The organism is Acinetobacter sp. 24-47-39 (assembly GCF_056783825.1).
This window is the reverse complement of the sequence record NZ_JBWYIP010000005.1, coordinates 145,254-170,930: the sequence shown is the minus strand read 5'-3', so window position 1 is coordinate 170,930 and position 25,677 is coordinate 145,254. Positions and strand designations below refer to the sequence as shown.

Sequence of the window (25,677 nt, the reverse complement as noted above, 5' to 3'; positions counted from 1 at the left end):
GTCCTCTGTCTCTTATATAAAGAGATTAACGTACGTAGTACACTTCCATTTCGCCATCATCTTCATCATCGTCAAAATCGTCATCCTCTTGACTGGCAAGACGTTGTTTACGACGCATTTCACGATAAGCCTCTTTAGCTGCAATGGTTTGTTCACGTGTTTCAGCTTCAAGCTGATCACGGAATGCTTGCATTTCTGCTGCATACTCTGGATCTTCAACTTCGCGTTCGCGCTGTTGTTCAATTTGATCCATTAAATAATAAACGACTTCTTTGGTTCCCTCAGACATCAAGCCTGAAGTCTTAAATACTGGACCCTCCCATTTCAACTCTTCAAGGATGTGATTGCACCACTCATCTCTTGAGTCTTCAGGCAACTGATCTACTTTATTTAAAACCAACACCACTGGGAGTTTTGACAATGTTGGAGAGAACTTTAAAAGTTCATTTAAAATTGCCTTAGCATTATAAGCTGGATCTGATCCATCAATTGGCTGTACATCCACGATATGTAGAAGAATACGAGTACGCGCCAAATGTTTTAAGAAGCGAATACCAAGACCTGCACCTTCTGCAGCACCTTCGATCAAACCTGGAATATCAGCCATTACAAATGAACGGTGACGATCTGCATCTACAACACCAAGATTAGGTACCATAGTTGTAAATGGGTAATCTGCTACTTTTGGTTTTGCTGCAGAGACAGCACGAATAAATGTTGATTTGCCCGCATTTGGCATACCTAATAAGCCAACATCTGCCAAAACTTTCAGCTCTAGGCGAATTTCGCGGAACTCACCTTTGTTACCATGTGTACATTTACGTGGAGCACGGTTCGTTGATGACTTAAAGTGAGTGTTACCTAAACCACCGTCACCACCTTGAGCAACAAGAACACGTTGACCATTTTCAATTAAATCACCAATGATGTCGCCAGACTCAGTATCTACAATTGTTGTTCCTACTGGAACATATAGTGTTACGGATTCACCACCGCGACCTGCACAGTTTGCGCCAGCACCATTTTTACCACGTTCAGCACGAAATCTACGGGTATAACGATAATCTACAAGCGTACTGGTGTTGTCATCAGCTTGAATATATACGCTGCCACCACGACCACCATCACCACCATCTGGACCACCAAATGGTACGAATTTTTCACGGCGAAAACTGGCTACGCCATTGCCACCGTCGCCAGCCTCTACGGTAATGACTGCTTCATCAACAAAGCGCATAATGCCAATCCTCTAAAAACTTTAAAACCGCCTATTCTGCCATATTTTAAATTATTTCTCGACTATATTTATGCTGGTTGAGAATAAGTTAGCGACTTTTTTCATAAATTGAGTCTTTAATATTTTGGTGTATCACTGCATTAAATTTGATTTATTCATTACTCATTGTTTTATCAAATAACATCATTGGTTTTATTTATTTCTGAAACCACAAAATAATGCCTATAGTGCATTAAATTGCACTCTAAGATTTTGACATGGATCGCTCTGCTACCCCTTTATCCTCACAATTCGTGCTTATTATGGCTTTGGCCTGTGGTGTCTGTGCAGGTTCAGCCTATTTCAATCAACCACTGATTTATTCAATCGAAAGAAGTTTAGAAATTTCGACCAGCCAAGCTGGATTTACCGTGGTTATCGCTCAAGTGGGTTATATGCTCGGACTCATGCTTTTGGTACCCCTTGGAGATTTTTTTAATAAACGAAAACTCATTGTGAGTTTAATGATATTTGCGGCAATTTCGCAGATCCTTTTGTCTTTCAGCTCAGATATTAGCACTTTATATATCTTTACCCTTTGTGCAACATTTGGAGCCATATCAGCACAAGTATTAATTCCATTTGCTTCTTCCATTAGCCCACCAGAATTAAGCTCGGCAGTTGTAGGTAAACTCATGAGCGGATTGGTCATGGGGATTATTTTATCTAGGACATTTGCCGGCTTTGTTTCAACTTATTGGTCTTGGGAAAGCGTTTATTTCATTAGTGGTATTTTGACTTTATGTTTTGCATGTTTAATGTGGAAAAAACTCCCCAACACTCAACCTGCTTCGCATTTACAAGTCACCGATATTTACAAATCACTTTGGAGCATCTCAAAGCATAATCCGCATCTCATACGCCGTGCCTGCGCGGGTGCTCTAGGATTTGGCATTCTCTCAATGGTGTTTACATCGATGACTTTTGTTTTAGGGAGTGCCCCATATCAATTTACTGATTTTCAAATTGGTCTATTTGGTCTGTTAGGTATTATCGGAATTTATTCCTCGAGTTGGTCTGGTAAAACAGTTGGCAAAGGGAAAGAAGAATTTGTCGCTCAATTATGTATCACCTTGATGCTGTTCTCTTGTATTCCATTATATTTCGCGCAACAGAACATCTTCATTTATGCACTTGGCGTATTGATGAGCTATTTTGGTCTCACTGCATTTCATGTTTTGAATCAAAATCTAGTCTATCGTATTGATGGTCAAGCACGCTCACGAATTAATGCTGTATATATGACCATTTACTTTTCAGGCGCTGCATTAGGTTCTTTAGGTGCTGTCTATGCTTGGGAACATTATGCATGGATTGGTTGCGTTGCTTTGGGACTGTTTTTCTCAATTTTAATTTTATGTATTGATCGTTATGATTTTAAGATCATGAAAACCATATAAACATCTCGCTCAGCACACACTTTAAACTGAGCGATAACGAAATGATGAAGTATAACTATCGCGTAATAAGTGCCTTACTTTCCAAAATTTCGGGTAAATTTCGCTCAATCCAATGGATCAACTCATTTAATTTCATCGCTGCATTTGAACCCAATACAGTGAGTTGATACTCCACCTTTGGAGGAACTACTGGATAAACAGTGCGCAAAATAAAACCATCTTTTTCTAAGGTTTTTAGTGTCTGAGCCAACATTTTTTCGCTCACCCCCTCAATTCTTTGTTTTAGCTCACTAAAACGATGCACACCATCACTCAAGCAACTTAGGACGAGAACTGACCATTTACTGGTGAGATGCTCCAAAATTTCACGAGAAGGACATTCACTGGATAAAACTTGACCTAATAAATCACTATGCGCATATGTATTCATCATTTTTCTCTTAACAGTTAATAACTTACTTTTAGGTACGTACTTTCATTAAGTAAGTTAACAGATTAATATGCCTGCATCAAGTTTATTTTTTAGCCACAATGAGAGGAAATTAAAATGAAAATTGCGATTACAGGTGCAACTGGTGAATTAGGTCGTTTAGTCGTTCAAGAACTTGAAAAACTTCATAGCGAGCATGAAATTATTGCTTTGGTTCGCAACCCAGAAAAAGCTAAAATTTTATTTTCTGAAGATATTCTAGTACGCAAATTTGATTATGATCAGCCAGATGATCTCGCAAATTCCTTTCAAGATGTTGATAAACTCCTGCTCATTTCTGCCAATGAGATTGGTCGTCGTACTCCACAACACAAGGCTGTTATTGATGCTGCGATTCAAGCTAGAGTTCCTCACTTGATCTATACCAGCTTACTGAATGCAGATCACTCTCCGCTTGGCTTAGCCAATGAACATCGAGAAACAGAAAAACTAATACGAGAAAGTTCTATTACCTACACCTTTTTAAGAAATAATTGGTATAGCGAAAACTATTTATCTGCCCTCACCCATCAAATAGAAACAGGCATGGTATACGGAGCTGCTCAAGATGGTTTAATTAGTTCAGCTTCTCGTTTGGATTATGCCACTGCTGCAGCTCAAATATTAAATGTTGAATCAGCTCAACATTTGAACAAAATTTACGAGCTTGCTGGTAGCGAAAGCTTTAGCTTAAATGATTTTGCAACCCTACTTTCTGAGTTTTCACAACAGCCTGTGAAATATCAAAACTTATCCCCAGAAGATTATCGTCAAGGATTAATTCAAGCTGGTTTACCACTAGGTCTCATTGACGTTATTGTAGATGCAGATATTCACACTGCCCATGGTGCGATGTACAGTGTACGCAAAGATCTTGAACATTTAATTGGTCGAAAAACCACATCGATTCGTGAAAGCATTCAGCAAGCCCTGAATGCTTAGAGAATAGACTCCCCTTAAAGGGGAGTTTTTACTTTTTAATATTGCGCAGAGGTAAATCCAAGTTCATATCTAAATTTGCTTTTGTTTCACGCTCCAAGTTGTACATTGTTGCTCTAAAACTAGATACATCCTTCATCAAAATTGGATCATTTAAATGTAATACCGGTTTAAAAACATGATCAATATCCACATCAAGCTGCTCATGCAAATCTAAATACACAGGACCATCAAAATCAATCGTAATCGGAACCTGATAAGTACGCTTTAAATGAAATGGAACTTCAAGCTGAATAGGCAAATCTAAATTTAACGGAAATTTAGGTAAAAATCGTGTTTTATACACCAAATCTGTTGTTGCACTAATTGGAATCGTTTGATCGATTTTTACTTTCGTTTGATAATCCACACTCACAGAAACAGGGACTTCGACTTTAAACTTGAGATTGGTTTTGTATTTACCTTGCAAATCTAAATCAATATTTTCCTGCACTTTAATTTCTGTATTTAATGCGCCAATCGCTTGTACCTCAAGATAATTCCCAACATCAATTTTGGTCGGCAATGATTCTGACAACTGTACACTTGCATTCTTCGCACTGACATGAACAGATGCTTGAATATTGAGATATAGCCAAAAACCTACGGCGACAATGCTTGCCACGATAATAAATAAGAGCGAACCATATCCCACGATTTTTTTAGCACTCATGCTTCTCGAGCTCACTGGGCTTTTACCGATTCAGCAGATTGATCATCCTTCTGAACTTTAATGGATGATGCTACTTCCACTTTTTGATTTTTTTGTAATGTTAAGGTATTGAGTGGGATAACCAACTCACCTTTTTGTATTTTTATTGGCAAAGTATTTTGTACTTCGACTGAAGCCTCTAGTGCAGTTTTAATGGGTGCATTCAAGTGACCTTGTACTGGTATATCCACATCTAAATCCGTTTTTAATGGGATGCGTAGATTCTCTTTTAAATCAGCTTGAACAGGTGCTTGAAATTTCAAGTGAACCATTTGATCTAAGGGAACATCCATTTCAACAGGTACATCAAGTTTAATTGGAATCGTCCCTTTCAATGGCAATGTAATATCTTTGCCCAAAATGCGAACCTTAACTTTAGTATCTACTGCTAAATTTTGATCTACAATCAAATTTTCACGGACTGGAATAACCGTTTTAATTGGTACTTGATTGTCGAAATGAACCATAGGATTCAATGTCTGTTGTACAGGAATAGAAAGATTTTCACGTATTGGAATGGTCGTTTTAACACGACCTGTCACATTTACATCCAAAGCATCATGGATTTGAACTTTCGCTTGCAATGGCTCCTGAAGATCAATATTCACGGCTTGATCTTCAAGTGGAATGTAAATTTTAAAATGTTGAAAAACCCATAAGGCAATTGCTATACCACTCGCGGCAGCCAAAGCAATCAGCACGAAGCCAATGACAAGATATTTGATGCGCAAAAATATAATCCTTTAACACTTATTTTTTTAATCACCTGCTCACAATCCATATTTTATGTGAACAAATACGCAATTTTTCAATATTAAACCACTTATTTCGAAGAAACCATATTGCTCTAAAGTCTTAATTACGTAAATTTAGGCAAATAAAAAAGAGCCTCGAAAGAGGCTCTTTTTATGCTTTACAAATTATGCATTTGTTTCAGCAGGTACTTTTGGATAGCTTACGCCGCCCATTTGTTCAGCGATACGCAGAACTTGGCAGCTATAACCAACTTCGTTGTCGTACCATACATATGCTGTTAAACGGTTACCAGACGTAATTGTTGCTTGTGCATCAAAAACACCTGCAGTGCGTGAACCGATAAAGTCAGATGATACAACTTCAGTAGAGTTTGTATAACCAATTTGACCTTGGAGATTAGAGTTAATAGAAATTTGACGAATATATTCGTTCACTTCATCACGATCAACTTCTTTATCTAAAGTCAGGTTAAGGATTGCTAAAGACACGTTAGGTGTTGGTACACGTACAGAGTTACCAGTTAATTTGCCTTTAAGCGCTGGAAGTGCTTTAGCAACTGCTTTAGCAGCACCCGTTTCAGTGATCACCATATTCAATGTTGCAGCACGGCCACGACGGTCAGCTTTATGATAGTTGTCGATCAAGTTTTGGTCGTTCGTGAACGAGTGAACTGTTTCAACGTGACCATTAATCACTGTATATTTGTCATGAAGTACTTTCAACGTCGGTGTGATCGCGTTAGTAGTACAGCTTGCAGCAGAGATGATTGTGTCTTCATCAAGAATGTCAGCTTGGTTTACACCAAACACAACGTTCTTCATGTCACCTTTACCAGGTGCAGTTAAGATTACACGTGCAGCGCCTGGGCATTTAAGGTGCTGAGCAAGACCTTCAGCATCACGCCATTTACCAGTGTTATCAATCACCAATGCATTTTCGATACCATATGCAGTGTAATCCACTTCTGATGGGTTCGATGCATAAATCACTTTGATGAATTGACCATTCGCAATAATTGCTTCGTTCTCTTCATCTACAGAAATCGTACCTGCAAATGGACCATGAATAGAGTCACGACGAAGTAAAGAAGCACGTTTCTCTAAATCACCATCAGATGATTTACGAACAACAATCGCTTTAAGGTTTAGACCACGACCAAGACCAGACTGACCAATCATAAGACGTGCAAGGATACGACCAATACGACCAAAACCATAAAGCACAACATCTTTATGCTCAACAGATGCAGCATTTCCTTGTAGTGATTTAACAGCGTCAGCAACGAATGCATCTACATCGCCACCTTTTGCTTTAAATTCTACAGCAAGTTTGCCTAAATCGATTTCAGCTGTGCCGATATTTTGTACCTTAACCAATGCTTCAAGGATTGGGAAAGTATCTACAGCAGAAAGTTCAACGTCTAAAACACGTGTACGACGGTGAGCTTTAAGAATTTGGATAACCGAGCGGTTAATTAAAGAGCGACCGTATACTGTAGCTACGATGTTTTTTTCACGGTATAACTGACCAACAAGGGCAATCATACGTTCCGCGAGTTCTTCACGGTTTTTCCAGCGACCTTGGTGCTCTGCATGTAGGGCAACGATAGTGTCTTTGCTCACAGATACGTCCTCTAATTAATTGTAAATCTAAGCATAAATTTCAAAACCCCATAATTGTAAAGGAATTAACTCAGAGTTGAAATGAAAACTCGGTTTATTTTTTACTAAAGCAATTTTCTCTTTGTAAAAAATATATTTTAGCCATTGAATTACAATATAATTTTTTGGGTAAATGATTTCATTTAGATATCAAATACTGATCATTAAGCCTACAAATCCAATTTCGTCACTGAGTTGCAGTCAGTTCAACTAAATAAAGGGGAAGCCGAAATATCCTGACTCAACATCATATTTAAATCTTCTAAATTAAAATCTTCTAAGTTTTCTGGGAGTTTGACCAATACTGGAAGCTTAGTTAAACCATTTTGCCCCGAGGGGAATGCATAATGTCGCTCAAACTCACTTGTAGCTGAAAAACTTTCAAATTCAATAAATACACTATATTTACGGTAGTTCTTAGGCACACTTAAAATATCTAGATAAGCCTGCTTCTTGATTTTCACCATGGCCAATGAAGTTTGTTGAAGTTCTTTTTCTAACTTTTCTCCAGCCACCATTCTTTTTAAAAATGAGCCTTGAACTTCAGCATAATCTCGTTTCAAACGCATCGTATGAGACAGCATTTCTCGGTAATCTTGAATATGTTGGCTTAAATCTTCTTGTAATGCATTTAACGGTTTCTTGGAGCGCTCATGCATGACTCCACGCTCATACATATTCAATGGTACAAATATTTCATCTTTACGCTTTTCAAGTAGTTTTAAATAGGCTAACAACTTGTATTCAAACAATTGGACTGAGGAATTAAAAAATAATGAAGGCTGTTGTTTAAAATCTTTATAATTCGCCAGAATATCTGAAAATATGCGATGCACACTTTTAAACAGATGCTCATATTCTTCAATATGTGATAAATGCTGTTCTAAAGCCACCACGAGAGGTTGTAGCAATTCGACAGTCAATGCTTGCTCAATCTTCCGTAAATGCTGTTTGGCTACAAAATCACTATTACTTCCAGCCATCCCTAAATTTTGTGTCAAAAGCGGTAATATCTTCTGTTCAGCAACATCTTCAAATTCTTGCACAATTTGAATGACATCTTTATGGACTTGATGCTGAATAGTAACCATCATCTGCACGTGTTCCATAAACTGTTTGATATACCCCTCTTCATTGTAACGGCGCATATCCAAAACCAACCCATTGAGATAAATTTGCTGGTTGTATTCCATTCGATCTTCAAATAAAAAACGACGGATCGAAAATGGATTTTGTTCAAACTGACTGGTTGGTGCGATGACGAATAGAAATTCAGAGGTTTTAACAATATCAAAGTGTCGAATGGACTGTTCTTTCAGCAACCATTGTGCAAAAAAAGGATGCTCCATGATCGATGAGTTTCTAGGTAGAAGGGGTTTAAACCAATACCCCAATAATTGTTGCTTAATAAATACCTCTATCATAAAGCTCTTAATCTGAGCTGAAGTTAACTGACGAGCTCCAACTGGTGTTTCAAGATTTAATTCACGAATTAACTTAGCAACATCTTGCAAAAAAACCCGACGCATTAACATTTTTTCGCGTTGTAATTTTAAATTGTCCTCAACAGCAATTAGGTCAATTTGATACAGCGCATTTTCTAAATAGTCTGCCACTTGTACGCAAGCCGTCATCTCCTTCAACCATTGGATAGATTGACATAACTTTGCTGCAATGGAGCGCATTCTTTCACTAGAAAAACTATGCTTTAAAATTCCCAGCGACGTCGTGACTTTATATTCGAATGTGTTATTCACACGATTCCAAAATATATCTTTAGGTTTGAGAATTTGACGATCAATTTCTTCGCGAACGTCACTATCTGAATGTTGAAATATACGCTCTAAGAGTCTTTGCCAGTTTAAATCCAGACTAGGCTCCATCTGTAATAATGCTGCTCTTGTTTGGTACTGAATCATGATTGTTAAATTAGAATTATTATTGATTTAACAAATTTACCACATTTTTATGTTTTAGTTAATTATGTCACAAATATTTTTAAAGAATAAGTAATTATTCTTATCATTCAGTCAAAAACTCTTATGTACAACTCATGCTTATGTAATGATATGAAACTTAGTGCTCATCTTTTTTGGCTAGACGCGATTGTAGTTTCTTATGTTGATATTGAAGTAACTTTTCAGTTCTTCTTTGACGATAGAGATAAATTGTACCTTCCAAAATAAGGAGCAATACAGCAAACCAAATTGGAATATAAGTCAACCATTCTCCTGCTTCCACGCGTTCACCCATTGCTATTGATGCTCCTGCCAACAAAATCGGCTCTAAATAACTCAATAACCCAAAAATCACAAATGGAAGATATCTGCTCGCCAATATGTAACTTCCAAGCCCTAAGGCACTTAAGCAACCTAGACCTAGTACGGCTAAAATGAGATATTTAAACTCAATGATCAGGGGCAATGTGTTTGAATAAAAAAATGCTAGAAAAACAGCAACTGGAATAACCAGCAATAAATCCCACCAGAATCCACCTAAATGATCTGTTCCAAATTTTCTTCTTAAAAAAAAGTAGATCGGATAAGCCACAGCAACATACATGGTTTCCCATGCCACAGTACCGATGCGCCAGATTTCATGGCTAACACCAAGAATTGCAAAAAACACTGCTGCAATTTGCCACTTTGAGAGCTTTTCTTTGTAAAGAACGCAACCAAAGAGAACCATCACCAGAGGCAACAAAAAATATCCTAAAGAAACCTCAAGCCCCCGACCATTGATTGGCCCCCACAAAAATAACCAGAGTTGAGTTGTACACAAAAATGAACTGATCAAGAGCCAAATTAAAATAGATGGTTGTTTGCAAATTTTATTATAAATTTCTCGAACATATTTTAGATCACCCGACCACCACATAAACAGCGTTAAGAAAGGTAACGTGGCTAACATTCGCCAAGCAAAGGTTTGCTCGCTGTCTAGTGGTCTAAGAAAATACGTATAAAAATATAGCACCCCAAATGTCACTGATGCCATAACTGACAATGCTATACCTTTTAACATATCTGAACCTAAATTTTACCAAACGATATTATAGCTAGAATTCGTAGCAATAGATGTTGATGCATAAAAAAACCACGCCTTAGCGTGGTTCTGATCATTTTCAACATTATTTTGTTGAACCAGGTGCTTGACCCGTTTGCTTTGTACGTATCACATCGCTTAAGTCATAACCAACGGATTTAGCATAATCAAGATACTCATTCACAACTGCTTGATCAGGATTATGCGTGCGAGAAAGCACCCACATATACTTACGTTTAGGCTCACCCACAAGTACAGTTTGATAATCCTCATCCAGTTTCAGCACCCAATAATCGCCACGACCAACTGGTAACCATCGAATAGCACTCGGCAAGAAACTAACTTTCAATTTTGTATTAAATGGCTGATTTTGTACAAATGCCTCACCCACTGACTGAGTAACTTTACCGTCAGCAGTAAAACAACGGTTATCAACATTGACATTACCATTTTCATTTAATGTATATGTCGCAGTTACATCACGATCACACTTGTTTTGGAAATAAAGTGGCTTACGTGCTACTTCATACCAAACACCTAAGTATTTATCGAGTTCAACTTTTTCAACAGTATTGAGTGGCTTGTCCTGAGCATAAACCATCGTTGCTGCCCCTAAACCAACCAATAAGGCACCACCCAATACAATCTTGCTAACATTGAAACCAGCAGATGGGAGACTCTTGATCATCTAAATAACCCCTATTTATTGAATTTGTTTGTGAGTATTCATTTACTCTTCAACAATAACGGTTATTTTTCGGCTTAATGTTACGTTATGTGATGATTTTACAGTGTTTTCTGTAAATTAAATCACTGAATTAACTGTGCTTTTAAACGCACGATCTCATCACGGAAACGCGCTGCTTGCTCAAACTGAAGCTCTTTCGAAGCTTTGAGCATTTCCTTCTCTAATTTAGCCAAATGTTTTGCCAATAGTTTTGGATCGGAAACTATATGGCGCTCATCCGCACTTAATGCACGTGCTTGTCCCGATACACTCTCATCAATTGACTCATCATCATACTCTTCACCAGTATCAATTTCTTTGATGACTTGGCGGACTGCTGAACGCGGAGTGATGCCATGTTCTAAGTTAAAATTAATTTGTTTGGTACGGCGACGCTCCGTTTCATCAATTGCTTTTTGCATTGAATCCGTAATCCGATCTGCATATAAAATAGCCTTTCCTTCAACATTTCGAGCAGCACGACCAATGGTTTGGATAAGTGAACGTTCTGAGCGTAAAAAGCCTTCTTTGTCGGCATCTAAAATTGCGACTAAAGATACCTCTGGCATGTCTAAACCTTCACGGAGTAAGTTAATTCCAATCAATGCATCGTAGACACCTGTTCGTAATTCATGAATGATCTTCACACGTTCAACAGTATCGATATCAGAGTGCAGATAAGCCACTTTGATCCCGTACTCTTTTAAATATGACGTCAAATCTTCAGCCATGCGTTTGGTTAACGTTGTGACCAAGACACGTTCATTTTTATCTTTACGTTGATTAATCTCCGAAAGGACATCGTCCACCTGAGTCAATACTGGACGAATCTCAATAACGGGGTCAATCAAACCTGTTGGACGCACCACCTGCTCGGCAATTTGTTCTGATTTTTCTAATTCATAATTGGCAGGCGTCGCACTGACATAAATTGTAGTAGGAATAATACGTTCCCACTCTTCAAACTTCATTGGTCGATTATCCAATGCACTTGGCAAGCGGAAACCATAATTCACTAGATTTTCTTTACGTGATCGATCGCCTTTATACATCGCACCAATTTGAGGAACCGTAACATGCGATTCATCAATAATAAGTAATGCATCCTCAGGCAGGTAGTCGAAAAGCGTTGGCGGGGCCTCTCCAGCTGGTCGACCTGATAAATGTCTCGAGTAATTCTCAATACCATTGGTATAACCAAGCTGTTGCATCATCTCAAGGTCATATCGAGTACGCTGTTCAATACGTTGAGCTTCAAGCAATTTATCTTCAGCTCTGAAATATGCCAAGCGCTCTTTGAGTTCTTCACGAATCGTTTCGATGGCACGCTGCAAGTTATCTTTAGGCGTCACATAGTGACTTTTTGGATAAATCGTAATTCGTGGGACTTTACGAATCATTTTTCCAGTCAAGGGATCAAACCAGCGGATCGAATCCACTTCATCATCAAATAGCTCAATCCGCACTGCATTTTGTTCTGACTCTGCGGGGAAAATATCAAGAATTTCTCCACGAATTCGATAAGTACCTCGTAAAAATTCGAGTTCATTACGCGTATATTGCATTTCTACCAATCGACGAATCAACTCATCACGGCTGACTCGATCACCTGTCACAATATGTAAGAGCATATTCATATATGCGTTAGGATCACCTAAACCATAAATGGCGGACACCGAAGCAACGATAATGGCATCCTTACGCTCAAGCAAAGCACGCGTTGCGGACAACCGCATCTGATCGATGTGATCATTAATAGCAGAATCCTTTTCAATAAAAGTATCAGATGACGGTACGTATGCTTCTGGCTGATAGTAATCGTAATAACTTACAAAATACTCAACAGCATTATGTGGAAAAAAAGCTTTAAATTCTCCATAGAGTTGAGCCGCAAGGGTTTTGTTGTGTGCCATTACAATAGTAGGACGTTGTAATTGCATAATCACATTCGCCATCGTATAGGTCTTACCAGAGCCTGTTACCCCTAATAACAATTGATCCTTAAAACCTTGTTCTACTCCTTTAACAAGTTTCTCAATCGCTTGAGGTTGATCACCTGCAGGCTCGTAATTAGTTACTAATTCAAATGGACGACTGTCACTCACTCGATAATTCTCGCTATACAGATGATGAAAATATGCAATAACACTGGTAATGCATGGCTTGCTTGCTCAAATCTTTATGATTTACTCATCTGATGATGAGGGTGAAAACCATAAATTCAATCAATTTTACTTGACCCTTACAGCAATCAATTGCACCATGAACTTAAATTGCATGTTGATGAAAAAAACTATGACTTACCAATATCACGATGAAACGATTATCAACAGTTTAAATGAAGATACAGTATTTGTATTTGGTAGTAATTTAGCAGGCACGCATGCAGGTGGTGCTGCAAAAATTGCACTTCAACATTTCGGTGCGATTAAAGGTGCTGGCCGCGGCTGGGCTGGACAGAGCTATGCAATACCCACCATGAATGAGCATTTGCAACAAATGCCTCTATCTCAGATTGAACACTACATCAATGATTTTAAGATCTATACAAAAAACCACCCCAAGATTAAGTATTTTATTACAGCCGTTGGTTGTGGTGTAGCAGGTTACAAAGTTGCTGAAATAGCCCCCATGTTCAAAGGTATATCAAAAAATGTGATTTTCCCGATTTCGTTTAAACCTTTCGTTGAACGAACCTTTCCTAAATTAAACCAACCTTTATTACATGCCATTTTTTCTTCTGAACTGCTGTTCGCGGATTCTTTAGAAACGGCATTTGAGCAACTTAATTTAAATGAATCTGAAAAGAAACTAGCCAATATTTTGATCGAAACGCCGATGTTCCCCGTGGACAGTAATGGACGTGAACGCATATTTGAAATCGAAGATATCCTCTATCATCTAAAAGATCAAACCTTCCAATATGAACCGAAGTCCGATCGTGCATTCATGATGGGTGGTGTGGTATTGGCTTTACTTGAACTCTACCAAATTAATGAACAAGATTTTGTTGATGTTTGGCAAGGGCTTAAGTCAATTTCTGCGCCAAAACCTGAGCATCGAGCAAAAAAATCAGTTTAATAAGATGTTGATTTTATAAGATTCATTCACTTATATTGTATAAATGAATGAATTTTAAACACCAAGGCTCGCATCTATGGATCATTTAGATCTGACCATCTTTGATTTATCTCCAATTGCGATGTGGCTACAAGACTTCAGCGGTGTTAAACAAATTTTCGAACAATGGACTGCTGAAGGTATTGAAGATATTGAAGCATATTTAATGGAGGATCACAGTCGTCTCCACCTTTGCTTGAGTACGATTCATACCTTACGTGTTAACCAAAGTACGCTTAAACTGTATGAAGCAAAAAACTTAGAAGAAATTTTAGAAAGTTTTCAGAAGTTCCTTCATCCTGAAGTCAGCACTTTCCAAATCCAATTTTTTGTATCACTTTGGAAGAATACTGAACATCATATTCCAGTGATCAATTATACGACCAATGGAAAGCGTTTAGATGTTCAATTACGCGGTATGAAATTAAAAGGTTATGAGGATAATTGGAAATGCCTACTCATGACCACCGAAGATATTTCCCAATATCAAAAAGCACGTCATTTTGCCGAATCTTTATTTACTTATAATCCAACAGCACTATGGATCATGGATTTTAGCCAAATTAAAAAAAGATTTGAGCTGCTCCGTTTGCAAAACATTGAGAATTTAGACCAACACATTCATCAACATCCAGAATTTGTTGTGGAATGCTTTGAGCAAATAAATTTCATTGATGTCAATGAAGCGGCGCTCAAACTTTTTGCTGTGAAAGATAAATCTCAATTTTTACATCATTCTCATGATTTATTTGATATTAAACGTTTGGAAAATTTTAAAAGCCAGTTACTACAATTGTGGAATCATGAAGAATATCAACAGCGAGAAAGTAGTTTCTACAACGCGAATGGAGAACAAATCTTCGTTTTAGAACAATTAAATATTTTTCCACATAATTTAGATGATTGGGCGGTGATACAAGTCGCCCTTACAGATATCACTGAGCGAAAAAAATTAGAAAATCACTTACATTATTTGGGTCAACATGACATTTTAACTGATTTACATAACAGAACTTATTTTAATGAAGAAATTGAACGGATTGAGCAACTTGATCTCTATCCAGTGTCTTGTATTTACATTGACATGAACGGTTTAAAAATCATCAATGATCAGTTCGGACATGATGTCGGTGATCAGTATCTAAAAAACTTTGCCGAAATTCTTCAATTTGTCACTCACAAAAAAGATTTTTCAATTTCTAGAATAGGTGGCGATGAATTTGTATTATTGATGCCTCATGCCGATGTTGAGCAAGTTAAAATCCTTGTTCATGATCTTGAAACTCAAATACATCAACATAATCTAGATCACCCTCATCTTTCTATCAGCGTTTCACTCGGACATGCTACAAGACTTAAAGGCGAAACCTTAGAAGATATGTTACGCCGTGCAGATAAATGCATGTATATTAACAAGCATCATTTTTATCAAAATAAAAATCTAACGAATTGAGCTTAGGATTTAGCTCAACGTTAGCTTAGCTTAAAAAAGTGTCTTAAATCACGTAAATAATAAAAAAATTTGAATTTTATATCAAAATAATTTAGTGCTATATTATCCACAATTTATTGTTTTAAAAGAAAAGTTCAAGGATAGTTATGGAGATACTTGATTCATCAATTTTTGATTTATCTCCTATCCCAATGTGGTTGGAAGATTTTAGTGCCATTCAAACCATCTTTAACCAATGGCGTAGTGATGGGGTTACTGATTTAGCTTTACATCTTCAGCAAAATCCAGATCTTGTGACTTTATGCGCACATCAAATTAAGATTGTTAAAGTAAATCAAAAAACACTCGATCTTTTTGAAGCACAAAGCCTTAAACATCTCACTCAAAATTTAAGCACCATTTTCCAACATCAAATGTTTGATGCACATGTAGCGGAATTAGTTGCACTTTGGAAGGGTGAATTAGAGTTTACAAGTACAACCACTAATTTCACCTTGAGTGGTCAACCCTTAGACATAAAACTGCGAGCTGTCGTTTTACCTGGTTCAGAACAAAGTTTAGACCGTATTTTGCTTACTACAGAAGATATTAGTGGTTATATGCAAGCTCGGCGTTTAGAAGAAAAAAATCGTCGATTAGCTGAAGCAAGATTTAGTTATTCACCCACATCATTATGGGTTGAAGACTTTAGTCGCATTAAATTAAGACTCGATCATCTTAAATCAATTGGTATTGATGATTTCAGAACTTTTTTAGATGTGCATCAAGATTTCGTACAACAATGCATTGAAGACATTGTATTACTAGACGTCAATCAAGCAACATTGGATTTATTCAAGGCATCGACGAAATCTGATTTATTTCAAAATCTAAAAAAGGTTTTCTCAAAAGAAATGCATCAAACTTTTAAGGAACAATTGATCGAACTATGGAATGGGAAAATTCATCATAGTCGTGAAGCAATCAACTACGCTTTAGATGGTTCAATTCGCTATGTTCTACTTCAATTCACTGTGTTTCCAGGTTATGAAGAAGATTGGGGACTTGTACAACTTGCCCTAACGGACATTACAGCGCGAAAAAAAGCTGAGAGCTATTTAGAATATTTAGGTAAACACGACGTTTTAACAAAACTCAAAAATCGCTCGTTCTACACTGAAGAAATCCATCGATTGGAACGCGCACTTATTCGTCCAGTTTCTGCAATTTTTCTAGATATGAATGGCCTTAAACCGATTAATGATCACTTTGGTCATGATGCAGGTGATGAGATTTTACGCAGAATGGGTAATATCTTAAGTAGAACGATTCACAATACCAGTTATACAGCCTCTCGAATTGGAGGTGATGAATTTGTTATCCTGATGCAAGGTGCAAATGAAACTACCGTTCAGTCGACGATTTTGACCATTCAAGAATTATTGAATATCGATAATCAATATTATTCTAACCATATCATCAGTGCATCAATGGGATTTGCTACAAGCCTTGAGAATGAAACAATTGAGGATATGTTAAAGCGTGCAGATCAATCCATGTATGATCATAAGAGACAATACTACAAATATTTATCAAATAAAAATCAATAATTTATAATATTTTTTTATTTTTAGATCATACATTTTATTTGTTCTTAAAACACCAGTACTTGCACTGGTGTTTTTTTAAAAAAATCAATCTTATTCAGCTCTCATATAAGCTTTACTATATTTTTCATTAAATTATGACAAAAAATTCATGTTCTTGTCTAACAAAAGCAATTGATTTTAAATTAATAAAATGTGATCCTCATCACACTTTAATCACTAACAATGATTAAAAACACTTTATTTTTATAAGAGACTATAACAATGGCTTTGTTCAATTATAAATCATTCGATTACTTACCTAACTTTAAATTAAGTTCAGTTCTCTCAATTCCAGCTCAACTCGTTGGTAATGGTCTAATCGCTGCCACCAATGCTGTAAATACTGTTCTTGATGTAGTTTCTCCTATTGGTTTAGCAGGTAATGCTTTACTTGGCAAACCTTTCGAAGCAGTGCACGAACTTGGTGATAAAATTATTGATGCAGCTTCAGATGCAGTGAATTCAGTAGGTAAAGCACTTGGTGCAACCATCGAACCGAATGACACTCATCATAAAAATGAGTGGGAAGACAAAGAACTCAGCTTAGATAACATTTTAAGCCTTCCTGGGGATTTAATTGGAAACACCATTATCGGTGCAACCAATATTGCCAATGATATTCTTGATGCTGCTGCACCGATTGCTATTGCAGGAAATACGCTTATCCCTGGTTTTGATGTTGTTCATAAAGCAGGTGATACGATTATTGATGCTGTCTCTGATGTGGCTCATGACATTGGCTCAGCGATTGGCGGGACAATTGAACCTAAAGATACGCATTATGATAATGAATGGTCTCAAGAGCTTCCATCAGCAACTGAAAACCTAAAATCAATTGTGAATACAGTTGCAAATCAAGTTGAAAATGCACTTGAACCTATTTTCGATTATGTTCCTGATTTCAAATTTAGCTCAGTACTTTCTATTCCAGCTCAGTTACTAGGTAATGGTTTAGTCACGACAGCAAATTTAGTCAATACAGTTTTAGATGTGGCTTCGCCTATTGGCCTAGCAGGTAATGCTCTACTTGGTAAACCATTTGAAGTTGTTCATGAGTTAGGTGACCGCATTATCGATGCAGCATCGAATTTACTCAGTGGTGCTGGTGAAGCCCTCGGCTCAAATGTAGAAGCAAAAGATACACACCACAAAAATGAATGGAAAGATGGCGAACTTAACCTTGATTCAATTTTAAAAATTCCAAGTGAGCTGGTTGGTAATTTGATCATCGGCAAAGATGGCATCGTGAATGATTTATTAGATAGCGTTGCGCCATTGGTTAAAGTTGGTGATAAATTCATTCCTGGTTTTGAAGAAATTCATAAAGCTGGTGATGCGATTATCGATCAAATTTCAGACATTATCGTAAATATTGGTAAGGATATTGGTGCCACTCTTCCACCTTCAGACTCACATTTTGATCGAGAATGGGGGCAACCAAAACAACCAGATCAATCTAATCCATCAGATGACGGTCGTCCTAAATTCTACAAAATTGACAATCAATTCAGTTACCGCGTAAGTGAATCTGCATTTAAACAAGTTCAAGAACTATATAACAAGTTTATCTCAACTGGTTCTTTACAAGGTAAAAATTTCTGGCGCCCTATTTATACCGTGATCAAAGAAGATTTAGCATCAAATGACGCAGTTGATCAGGGTACTAAAAACTGGTTAAAAGTTGCTGAAGCTGTTGCAATAGCTGATCCTCAGAGCTTCCTTTATCAATATGTTCGCTTAGGAACAGGTAAATCACTCGCAGATAAAGGCATCTATATTACGGATGAACAATTCTGGCAAGCATCAAATGTATTGATCAAAACTTTAGCTGACAATTTCTTGAATGGCGTTAAAAATGCTGATGGCGAGACTGTTGTTCCAGCAGGATATTTACCAAGCTCTGATGGTAAGTTTGGATTGGTAATTATGGATGCAACGCAAGCTCTTGAAAACTTGGGTGGCGAGCTAGGTGATTGGACAGGTATCACACCATTAAGTATTCTTGATCACTATTTAGGTGTTGATACTTCACAATTGAATGGTGGTGATAGCCGTCCGTTTACTTGGTATTTAGAGCTATTGGGTGATGTAGTTAAAGCGAACTTAAAAGCTGGTGCGAGTATCTTTGATGTTGTGAATCAAATCGTGACTGAGGGCTTAAACTTCGTTGGACAATTCATCAAAGGTGAAGTACTTGACGATGGCTTCTCTTCACGTGATCAACTTGTGAATACATTGACTCAACTTGCTTATGCATATGCAGGTGATTTGGCTGGCTCTGTAGCAGTAGCGACAAACTTATTTAACCCTAATACCAACATTATCAGCACTTACTCTGTTTTCGGACGCACCTTAAACGGTAAAGATGGTAATGACATCATTAAAGGCGGTGTCGGCAACGATACGCTTGTAGGTGGTAAAGGTGATGACTTGCTCTTTGGTGGTTGGGGCAATGACATTCTAAAAGGTGGTGAAGGCATCAATGTCCTCGTAGGTGGTCGTGGTGACGATACCTATTATGTACAATCAAAATATGACTTCGTACTTGAACACAACTATGAAGGTACAGACACTGTCATTAGTTCTGCAGATCAGTATCAATTAACCGAAAATGTTGAAAACCTTACGCTGATCAATCCAATCAAAGAACTTTTGATTGCTGGATCAGAAATTCAACAAAGTGGTACGGGTAATCAATCTGACAACATTATCACAGGTAGCAAATTCGTAAATAACGAATTAAAAGGCCTCGCTGGAGATGACACCTTAATCGCAAATGGTGGTCTAATTAACATTTTAAATGGTGGTATTGGTAACGATAAATTGTATGGCGATCTCGGTAACGAGACATACTATTTTGATCAAGGCTTTGGAGTAGATACAATCTATGAAAAAGGTGGTCAAGATACCATTCAATTTGGTGCTGGTATCTCAATTGATGATTTACTCGTTCAAGACTCTGGGAATGATCGTATCATCAAACTTAAAGATTCTGCTGATCAAATCACTATTAAAGATTGGGCAAAAGGTGAAGCACATCAAGTTGAATCAATCGTATTTAAAGATGGTTCTACATTCAACTTACTGACTCTAGATCAAAACTTAAGTTACGTGTAATTCTTCCCCGCAAAAAAATAGGTGCTTAAAGCACCTATTTTTTATCTTTTACCCATTGAGCGACGTGTACCACGTGGCGGCATCCATGTGCGATCAGCATAGCGCTGAGGCTTTGGACGTAGATCTTCGATTTCTTCATCAGCTTGCTTTGCGTCATTCACTTGCTTGATAGGAAATGGAAGATTCACTACAGGCTTCTTTTTGGGAGAATTTTCCGAACTCATTTGAGACTACTCATTTCAATCTAACGCTATTGTACGGAAATTTGTTTTTTTATGCGACCCACGTTGTTTAATGTGGATATGTATCATTGCATTAAAATTCGGTGAATTTCGTGATTTTTTGCTAATTTGCCTAGATATTGGACGACTAAAACATTCAATTTAAGCTAAGATAGTGTGCTTTTTATTTTTTAATCCCTATAAGAAGGAATACTGCCGTGGACGTACGTCTCTCTGATCGTGTCAATGCCATCAAACCGTCCCCAACGCTTGCTGTGACCAATAAAGCTGCAGAACTTAAAGCTGCTGGTAAAAACGTTATTGGTTTAGGTGCAGGTGAACCGGATTTCGATACACCACAACACATCAAAGATGCAGCAATTGCAGCGATTAAAAACGGTTTCACTAAATACACCGCAGTTGACGGTACGCCAGGTCTTAAAAAAGCAATTATCGCTAAATTAAAACGTGATAATAACCTTGATTATGCTGCTAACCAGATTCTCGTTTCTTGTGGCGGTAAGCAATCATTCTTTAACCTTGCGCTTGCATTGTTAAATAAAGGCGATGAAGTAATCATCCCTGCTCCATTCTGGGTAAGCTATCCAGATATGGTGATCATCGCAGAAGGTGTGCCAGTTATTGTTAAATGTGGTGAAGAACAACGTTTCAAAATCACACCAGCTCAATTAGAAGCTGCAATTACTGATAAAACTCGCCTAGTTGTTTTAAACAGCCCTTCTAACCCAACAGGTATGATTTATACCAAAGAAGAATTAGAAGCATTAGCTGAAGTTCTTCGTAAATATCCTGAAGTATATGTTGCTTCTGATGATATGTACGAACCAATTCGTTGGGACGACGAGTTTTATAACATTGCTACAGTTGCACCAGATCTTTACGATCGCGTAATCGTTCTCAACGGTGTATCTAAAGCATATGCAATGACAGGTTGGCGTATCGGCTATGCAGCAGGTCCTGCTAAATTAATCGGCGCAATGAAGAAAATTCAATCACAATCTACTTCTAACCCAACTTCAATTTCGCAAGTTGCGGCAGAAGCTGCATTGAATGGTCCTCAAGATGTACTTAAACCAATGATTGAAGCTTTCAAACGCCGTCATGATTTAGTTGTTAATGGCTTGAATGATATCAAAGGCATTACATGCTTACCTGCTGACGGTGCATTCTATGCTTATGCAAACATTCGTCCATTGATCCGTGCAAAAGGTTTAAAATCTTGCACAGAATTCTCTGCATGGTTATTGGAAGAAACTGGTGTTGCGGTTGTTCCTGGTGATGCATTCGGTTTAGGCGGCTATATGCGTATTTCATATGCAACAGCAGATGAAGTATTGGTTGATGCGCTTGCACGTATAAAAAAAGCAGCTGACTCAATCGAAGGCGTAGATGCAGCAATTGCTTCTATCGCAGCTGAAAAATAATCTGATAAATTAATCAGATCAAAAACCCGCGATTTTCGCGGGTTTTTTTTATTAAATCTAAACCCCTTCATGCACCTACATAACCCAATACGCAACATAAAACCTTTTGGTTAATTTGCTCGCTCACTGAAGCGAAAAAAGTGTGCTTTTAGGATTGGATAAAAGTCAGAGATTTTTTTAAAAAGCAACTCAAACATGATCCAGCAGTTGTCTAAGTAGCCCGCTGATAAATTAAGCTTTATACACTATTCATAGTATCGATAGCCCAATCTGAAACATCATATTTATCACTGAAAAATCCCATTTATAGATATGCTTTGCACCATCATATAGAAGTTGGAACTGATCTAAGTAACCATAATATGGGATTTAATTAATGAAAAATAAGTTCTAGAAACACCAATTCACCCTACTAAAGAAGATAAAATGACACAGGCTAACTTGGACTATATTTAAAAAAAATCAATTCATTCAACAATTTCAGATTTAACTTGTGAAAATTTGCCTAAACCGCAAGCTGTTTATTAAACAAATGCTTTGAAGGACGAGAACAACTTAGGCATTCAACATAATATTTAAGTGGTGACTTTAATAAAATCTCGCTCACCGCATTCGACTCATTTAACCAAGCAAGCGATTTATTCGTGCCAAGAATAGCATTCCCTTTTATGGAGTAGATATAGACTTTATTTAAGTTAGCTTTTAAGTCATTTGCTGCCAAATATTGTTCAAGCGTGAATGATTGATCGTGATCAATAGACCATTTTTCAGAAAACCACAACTGCAATAACTCTCCCAAAACCAGATGATGTTTTTTAAAAGGAAATACATCAACTATCGCGCCCTCGACTTCAGTGAAATAAGAACTAGGCGAATTTAAGATAGACAGGTAATTTTGTTTATAGAATTCAAGATTAGAAAAGATCTGAGAAATGGTAAGCGTATTCATTCGCTTTCTCCTATTTTAGCCATTTAGTGCTGGCAAGTTGGTATAAATCCACACTGCTTAAAACTCTGTTTCAAGCGCTCTGTTGTTAAATAAATCTAACAAGCTCATTCTAAATTGGCAAGTAAATTAAAAAAAAACATTTTATTTGAGCAAATAAACAACATGCGGCTCAAAAGTGACTATTGTATGGCAATTTACACTTGACCCAATCTTAAATCCCCTTATAATCGCATTCAGATTCTCCAATAGCTCAGTCGGTAGAGCGACGGACTGTTAATCCGCAGGTCCCTGGTTCGAGCCCAGGTTGGAGAGCCAAATACTAAAAAGCCCAAGCATTTAAGACTTGGGCTTTTTTTTATGTCAAAAAAATCCCCCACTTGGGAGGATTTTCTCAACCATATTTTAAGCTGCTTTTGCTGGAACTCCACTGTGAAAACGGAAGGTTTCATCAGGTGTTAAGATGAGTTGCTTTTCAACTTCACGAATGTGCTCTATACGACTTTGAATATCCTCCTCAGGATCTTTCAATTTCGCAGTTTTAGCCACATCCAGAGCTAGAGCCAAATAATCCTCATAATGGCGTGATTCAGATTTTAGTAAGTAGCGATAATAGCGCCCTAATTCCTCATCGACTCTAGGCGCTAATGCATAAAAACGTTCACATGAGCGTGCTTCCACAAACGCACCAATAATTAAAACGTCAATTAGCGCTTCTGGTTCATACGTCCGAATTTCTTTGCGTAAGCCACCCGCATAACGCCCAGCACTTAAACCGACCCATTGCTGCCCGCGCTTGTTCATAAACTCTAAAACCTGCTCATAATGCAGCATTTCCTCACGCACTAATTGAGCGAGCTTAACTTGTAAATCTACAAAAAAGCTGTATCTAAACATGAGATTCATGGCTGTACTGGCTGCTTTCTTTTCACAGTTCGCATGATCTTGCATCAAAATATCAAGATTATTTACAGCCTCATCTAACCAAGCTTGTGGAGTTTCGCAACCAAGGAAGCTTATGACAGGCTTCATTAATTCATCATAATCAATATTTGACATAGTACTCATCAATCTTATCGTGCAGCTTTGATTGCTGCTTTCATATCTTGAACTGCTTGCGTAAGTCCTTTGAAAACAGCATCGGCAATCAGAGAATGTCCAATATTCAATTCGTGTATTTGAGGAATTGCTGCAATAGGAGCAACATTGTCAAGATTAAGTCCATGCCCAGCATTTACGACCAAACCTTTAGCAGCAGCGTATTCTGTTCCACGGATAATACGTTGTAACTCTACCTGCTGTGCTTCTTCTGTTTCAGCATCTGCATAAGCACCTGTATGAATCTCAATAGTTGGCGCACCACAGGCAATTGCAGCATCAATTTGTTCAATATCAGCATCGATAAATAACGATACATCACATCCAATCGCTGCTAATTCCTGTGTAGCAGACTTAACAGCCTCAAAATTACCAACAACATCTAAGCCACCTTCGGTCGTGACTTCTTGACGCTTTTCAGGCACAAAACACACGTGATGCGGCTTTATTTCTTTAGCAAATGCCACCATCTCATCTGTCACTGCCATTTCAAGGTTCATGCGTGTTTTAAGTACAGGGCGCATGCGACGGACATCATCATCATGAATATGACGACGATCCTCACGTAAATGTAATGTAATGCCTTCAGCCCCTGCCTCTTCACAAATTAGTGCTGCCTGTACTGGATCCGGGTAGCGTGTGCCTCGAGCCTGTCTTAGAGTTGCAACATGATCAATGTTCACACCAAGCAATGCAGCCATAACATTTTCCTAATTTGATTTTGATTGAGCGTTTTGAATCCACAATTGACGACTTTTTAGTGGGCGATCACCCAATAATGAAGTAATCATTTGACGATATAATTTATTCAACAATTGTAACTGTTCAGCGTTGAAATCTGTACCATTTTCATAATTTATCATGCTGCGAATTTGCTCACCTGTCAGTGTAGCGGCACTTGAATACTGAACTGGTATGAAGCCTTCGTTTAATTGAAATTGATATTTTTGTGAAGTTAAAATTTCATTTTGGTGTGCATCTATCGAGTAATCAATCGCATAACCAAGCTCTTCTAGAAGTACGTATTCAAATTGACGAAGAATTTGCTTCAAGAATTCGTTAGGATTTGAATGTTGAGCTAATTTTTGTAAACTTTCTAATGTCTTGTGGTACTGTGCAAAAGTATCTGGCATTGCCTCTTCTAATGGACATAATCTCAATAAGATTTCATTTAAATAAAATCCTGAAAAGAATGCATCTCCATGAAAAAAAATAGGATGATTAACAATTTCTAATTTTGTGAAATTTTTTAATTCAGACTTACCTGTCGCTTGGAGTGCGATAGGCTGATATTGCGGTGGTGGAGGTTGTCTTAGTATGCCGTCAACTCGTCCATACTCTTCAGTGAATAAATGGACAATATGACTCCGCTCTCGATACTTTCGATGATGGATTAAGTATCCATGCAAAAGTTCATTTCGCATCGACTAATCTTATTATTTATCTTTCTTTAGTTCTTTTTCATCATCGTCATCACCATCGGGAATAACAGCCCCAACTACTGCTGCAGTACCTTTGACGACTCCTTTGGTGGTTTTATACGCAACTTTTACAGGAACTGTGACAACTTTATGAATGCAACCTTGTAAAACCAAAGCACATACAATTATCGCAACCATCTTCATCAT

The 25,677-nt window shown here is 37.6% G+C and carries 22 protein-coding genes and 1 tRNA gene; 8 read left to right on the top strand and 15 right to left on the bottom strand.

Going from position 1 to position 25,677, the window contains the following annotated elements:
• Nucleotides 1-25: 25 nt before the first annotated feature.
• Entirely contained in the window at nucleotides 26-1,237 is a 1,212-nt protein-coding gene (cgtA, locus tag AC1M9C_RS06715; RefSeq protein WP_092767039.1) for an Obg family GTPase CgtA, read from the bottom strand.
• A gap of 257 nt (nucleotides 1,238-1,494) precedes the next feature.
• Here cgtA and AC1M9C_RS06710 point away from each other — a divergent pair, with 257 nt between their 5' ends.
• The gene (locus tag AC1M9C_RS06710; RefSeq protein WP_481587801.1) at nucleotides 1,495-2,676 is read left to right on the top strand and encodes an MFS transporter; all 1,182 of its coding nucleotides are present in this window, start codon (nucleotides 1,495-1,497) and stop codon (nucleotides 2,674-2,676) included.
• Nucleotides 2,677-2,731: 55 nt separating this feature from the next.
• Here the strand turns inward: AC1M9C_RS06710 and AC1M9C_RS06705 are convergent, their stop codons facing one another.
• Nucleotides 2,732-3,106 carry a winged helix-turn-helix transcriptional regulator gene (locus AC1M9C_RS06705; RefSeq protein ID WP_179997917.1) on the bottom strand — a complete coding sequence of 125 codons (375 nt, stop codon included), beginning with the start codon at nucleotides 3,104-3,106 and terminating at the stop codon, nucleotides 2,732-2,734.
• A gap of 117 nt (nucleotides 3,107-3,223) precedes the next feature.
• Here AC1M9C_RS06705 and AC1M9C_RS06700 point away from each other — a divergent pair, with 117 nt between their 5' ends.
• Complete coding sequence (locus AC1M9C_RS06700) at nucleotides 3,224-4,087, top strand: SDR family oxidoreductase (protein ID WP_481587800.1); 864 nt, start codon at nucleotides 3,224-3,226, stop codon at nucleotides 4,085-4,087.
• Nucleotides 4,088-4,115: 28 nt separating this feature from the next.
• Here the strand turns inward: AC1M9C_RS06700 and AC1M9C_RS06695 are convergent, their stop codons facing one another.
• From AC1M9C_RS06695 to uvrB, 7 genes are all read right to left on the bottom strand, one after another.
• Entirely contained in the window at nucleotides 4,116-4,796 is a 681-nt protein-coding gene (locus AC1M9C_RS06695) for a hypothetical protein (protein ID WP_481587799.1), read from the bottom strand.
• An 11-nt stretch (nucleotides 4,797-4,807) separates the two neighbouring features.
• Nucleotides 4,808-5,566 (bottom strand): MFS transporter, encoded by a 759-nt coding sequence (locus AC1M9C_RS06690; protein ID WP_481587798.1) that lies wholly within the window; start codon nucleotides 5,564-5,566, stop codon nucleotides 4,808-4,810.
• Nucleotides 5,567-5,755: 189 nt separating this feature from the next.
• Nucleotides 5,756-7,213, bottom strand: coding sequence for a glyceraldehyde-3-phosphate dehydrogenase (locus tag AC1M9C_RS06685; protein ID WP_180028420.1), 1,458 nt, complete (start codon nucleotides 7,211-7,213; stop codon nucleotides 5,756-5,758).
• Between the two features lie 245 nt (nucleotides 7,214-7,458).
• Complete coding sequence (locus AC1M9C_RS06680) at nucleotides 7,459-9,171, bottom strand: hypothetical protein (RefSeq protein WP_481587797.1); 1,713 nt, start codon at nucleotides 9,169-9,171, stop codon at nucleotides 7,459-7,461.
• Between the two features lie 157 nt (nucleotides 9,172-9,328).
• A complete protein-coding gene (gene rarD, locus AC1M9C_RS06675; RefSeq protein ID WP_481587796.1) occupies nucleotides 9,329-10,273 on the bottom strand; it encodes an EamA family transporter RarD in 945 nt (314 codons plus the stop codon).
• A 106-nt stretch (nucleotides 10,274-10,379) separates the two neighbouring features.
• Nucleotides 10,380-10,982 (bottom strand): lipocalin family protein, encoded by a 603-nt coding sequence (locus AC1M9C_RS06670; protein WP_179997910.1) that lies wholly within the window; start codon nucleotides 10,980-10,982, stop codon nucleotides 10,380-10,382.
• A gap of 122 nt (nucleotides 10,983-11,104) precedes the next feature.
• Nucleotides 11,105-13,126 carry an excinuclease ABC subunit UvrB gene (uvrB, locus tag AC1M9C_RS06665; RefSeq protein ID WP_180028424.1) on the bottom strand — a complete coding sequence of 674 codons (2,022 nt, stop codon included), beginning with the start codon at nucleotides 13,124-13,126 and terminating at the stop codon, nucleotides 11,105-11,107.
• Nucleotides 13,127-13,316: 190 nt separating this feature from the next.
• Between uvrB and AC1M9C_RS06660 the strand changes: the two genes are divergently transcribed.
• The 4 genes from AC1M9C_RS06660 (at nucleotide 13,317) to AC1M9C_RS06645 (ending at nucleotide 20,339) form a co-directional block, all read left to right on the top strand.
• Nucleotides 13,317-14,102 carry an A1S_2505 family phage non-structural protein gene (locus AC1M9C_RS06660; protein WP_092767050.1) on the top strand — a complete coding sequence of 262 codons (786 nt, stop codon included), beginning with the start codon at nucleotides 13,317-13,319 and terminating at the stop codon, nucleotides 14,100-14,102.
• Nucleotides 14,103-14,178: 76 nt separating this feature from the next.
• Complete coding sequence (locus AC1M9C_RS06655; RefSeq protein WP_092767051.1) at nucleotides 14,179-15,594, top strand: sensor domain-containing diguanylate cyclase; 1,416 nt, start codon at nucleotides 14,179-14,181, stop codon at nucleotides 15,592-15,594.
• Nucleotides 15,595-15,740: 146 nt separating this feature from the next.
• A complete protein-coding gene (locus AC1M9C_RS06650; RefSeq protein ID WP_481590307.1) occupies nucleotides 15,741-17,183 on the top strand; it encodes a sensor domain-containing diguanylate cyclase in 1,443 nt (480 codons plus the stop codon).
• Between the two features lie 261 nt (nucleotides 17,184-17,444).
• Complete coding sequence (locus tag AC1M9C_RS06645) at nucleotides 17,445-20,339, top strand: calcium-binding protein (protein ID WP_481953413.1); 2,895 nt, start codon at nucleotides 17,445-17,447, stop codon at nucleotides 20,337-20,339.
• Nucleotides 20,340-20,380: 41 nt separating this feature from the next.
• On the opposite strand, the gene AC1M9C_RS06640 is transcribed toward AC1M9C_RS06645, so the two are convergent.
• Nucleotides 20,381-20,563 carry a hypothetical protein gene (locus AC1M9C_RS06640; protein WP_179997905.1) on the bottom strand — a complete coding sequence of 61 codons (183 nt, stop codon included), beginning with the start codon at nucleotides 20,561-20,563 and terminating at the stop codon, nucleotides 20,381-20,383.
• Nucleotides 20,564-20,778: 215 nt separating this feature from the next.
• Between AC1M9C_RS06640 and AC1M9C_RS06635 the strand changes: the two genes are divergently transcribed.
• Nucleotides 20,779-22,005: a pyridoxal phosphate-dependent aminotransferase gene (locus tag AC1M9C_RS06635; RefSeq protein WP_481953412.1), complete on the top strand. Its 1,227-nt coding sequence runs from the start codon at nucleotides 20,779-20,781 to the stop codon at nucleotides 22,003-22,005.
• 505 nt (nucleotides 22,006-22,510) lie between these two features.
• Here the strand turns inward: AC1M9C_RS06635 and AC1M9C_RS06630 are convergent.
• Nucleotides 22,511-22,954 (bottom strand): hypothetical protein, encoded by a 444-nt coding sequence (locus AC1M9C_RS06630; protein WP_481953411.1) that lies wholly within the window; start codon nucleotides 22,952-22,954, stop codon nucleotides 22,511-22,513.
• Between the two features lie 239 nt (nucleotides 22,955-23,193).
• Between AC1M9C_RS06630 and AC1M9C_RS06625 the strand changes: the two genes are divergently transcribed.
• A tRNA-Asn gene (locus AC1M9C_RS06625) sits at nucleotides 23,194-23,269 on the top strand.
• Nucleotides 23,270-23,356: 87 nt separating this feature from the next.
• Here AC1M9C_RS06625 and AC1M9C_RS06620 read toward each other — a convergent pair.
• Genes AC1M9C_RS06620 through AC1M9C_RS06605 form a run of 4 tightly spaced genes read right to left on the bottom strand, consistent with a single transcriptional unit; the run spans nucleotide 23,357 to nucleotide 25,677 of the window.
• Nucleotides 23,357-24,010, bottom strand: a complete 654-nt coding sequence (locus AC1M9C_RS06620) for a MiaE family protein (RefSeq protein ID WP_180028430.1) — start codon at nucleotides 24,008-24,010, stop codon at nucleotides 23,357-23,359.
• 14 nt (nucleotides 24,011-24,024) lie between these two features.
• Complete coding sequence (pdxJ, locus tag AC1M9C_RS06615) at nucleotides 24,025-24,750, bottom strand: pyridoxine 5'-phosphate synthase (protein ID WP_035267175.1); 726 nt, start codon at nucleotides 24,748-24,750, stop codon at nucleotides 24,025-24,027.
• A 9-nt stretch (nucleotides 24,751-24,759) separates the two neighbouring features.
• Nucleotides 24,760-25,473: a DNA repair protein RecO gene (gene recO / locus AC1M9C_RS06610; RefSeq protein WP_092767057.1), complete on the bottom strand. Its 714-nt coding sequence runs from the start codon at nucleotides 25,471-25,473 to the stop codon at nucleotides 24,760-24,762.
• A gap of 12 nt (nucleotides 25,474-25,485) precedes the next feature.
• Nucleotides 25,486-25,677: an NF038104 family lipoprotein gene (locus AC1M9C_RS06605; RefSeq protein ID WP_180028433.1), complete on the bottom strand. Its 192-nt coding sequence runs from the start codon at nucleotides 25,675-25,677 to the stop codon at nucleotides 25,486-25,488.

Coding starts and splice junctions, on each gene's coding strand:
- cgtA (WP_092767039.1), bottom strand. CDS start 1,237: ATGCGCTTTGTTGATGAAGCAGTCATTACCGTAGAGGCTGGCGACGGT.
- AC1M9C_RS06710 (WP_481587801.1), top strand. CDS start 1,495: ATGGATCGCTCTGCTACCCCTTTATCCTCACAATTCGTGCTTATTATG.
- AC1M9C_RS06705 (WP_179997917.1), bottom strand. CDS start 3,106: ATGAATACATATGCGCATAGTGATTTATTAGGTCAAGTTTTATCCAGT.
- AC1M9C_RS06700 (WP_481587800.1), top strand. CDS start 3,224: ATGAAAATTGCGATTACAGGTGCAACTGGTGAATTAGGTCGTTTAGTC.
- AC1M9C_RS06695 (WP_481587799.1), bottom strand. CDS start 4,796: ATGAGTGCTAAAAAAATCGTGGGATATGGTTCGCTCTTATTTATTATC.
- AC1M9C_RS06680 (WP_481587797.1), bottom strand. CDS start 9,171: ATGATTCAGTACCAAACAAGAGCAGCATTATTACAGATGGAGCCTAGT.
- rarD (WP_481587796.1), bottom strand. CDS start 10,273: ATGTTAAAAGGTATAGCATTGTCAGTTATGGCATCAGTGACATTTGGG.
- AC1M9C_RS06670 (WP_179997910.1), bottom strand. CDS start 10,982: ATGATCAAGAGTCTCCCATCTGCTGGTTTCAATGTTAGCAAGATTGTA.
- AC1M9C_RS06660 (WP_092767050.1), top strand. CDS start 13,317: ATGACTTACCAATATCACGATGAAACGATTATCAACAGTTTAAATGAA.
- AC1M9C_RS06655 (WP_092767051.1), top strand. CDS start 14,179: ATGGATCATTTAGATCTGACCATCTTTGATTTATCTCCAATTGCGATG.
- AC1M9C_RS06650 (WP_481590307.1), top strand. CDS start 15,741: ATGGAGATACTTGATTCATCAATTTTTGATTTATCTCCTATCCCAATG.
- AC1M9C_RS06645 (WP_481953413.1), top strand. CDS start 17,445: ATGGCTTTGTTCAATTATAAATCATTCGATTACTTACCTAACTTTAAA.
- AC1M9C_RS06640 (WP_179997905.1), bottom strand. CDS start 20,563: ATGAGTTCGGAAAATTCTCCCAAAAAGAAGCCTGTAGTGAATCTTCCA.
- AC1M9C_RS06630 (WP_481953411.1), bottom strand. CDS start 22,954: ATGAATACGCTTACCATTTCTCAGATCTTTTCTAATCTTGAATTCTAT.
- AC1M9C_RS06620 (WP_180028430.1), bottom strand. CDS start 24,010: ATGTCAAATATTGATTATGATGAATTAATGAAGCCTGTCATAAGCTTC.
- pdxJ (WP_035267175.1), bottom strand. CDS start 24,750: ATGGCTGCATTGCTTGGTGTGAACATTGATCATGTTGCAACTCTAAGA.
- recO (WP_092767057.1), bottom strand. CDS start 25,473: ATGCGAAATGAACTTTTGCATGGATACTTAATCCATCATCGAAAGTAT.
- AC1M9C_RS06605 (WP_180028433.1), bottom strand. CDS start 25,677: ATGATGAAGATGGTTGCGATAATTGTATGTGCTTTGGTTTTACAAGGT.